This window comes from Streptomyces sp. NRRL F-2580 (assembly GCF_000720115.1).
GTDB lineage: Bacteria > Actinomycetota > Actinomycetes > Streptomycetales > Streptomycetaceae > Streptomyces.
The window spans coordinates 1-283 of record NZ_JOIR01000130.1; the positions used below are offsets into that span (position 1 = coordinate 1).

The window sequence follows — 283 nt, forward strand, 5'->3', positions numbered from 1 at the left end:
CGGCCTCTCCCTCGTCGGCGGCTGCTGCGGCACCACCCCGGAGCACCTGCGCCAGGTCGTGGAGCGGGTCCGCGGCACCGCGCTCACCGAGCGCACCCCCCAGCCCGAGCCGGGCGCCGCCTCGCTCTACCAGACGGTTCCGTTCCGTCAGGACACCTCGTACATGGCGATCGGTGAGCGGACGAACGCGAACGGGTCGAAGAAGTTCCGTGAGGCGATGCTGGAGGGCCGCTGGGACGACTGTGTGGAGATGGCCCGGGACCAGATCCGTGAGGGCGCGCAC

The 283-nt window shown here is 71.7% G+C and carries 1 protein-coding gene; it reads left to right on the forward strand.

Features of this window, described 5'->3' with window-relative positions; translation table 11 throughout:
* Nucleotides 1-283 (forward strand): homocysteine S-methyltransferase family protein (locus IF88_RS41805; RefSeq protein ID WP_037808934.1); only part of this gene is annotated, 283 nt, incomplete at both ends.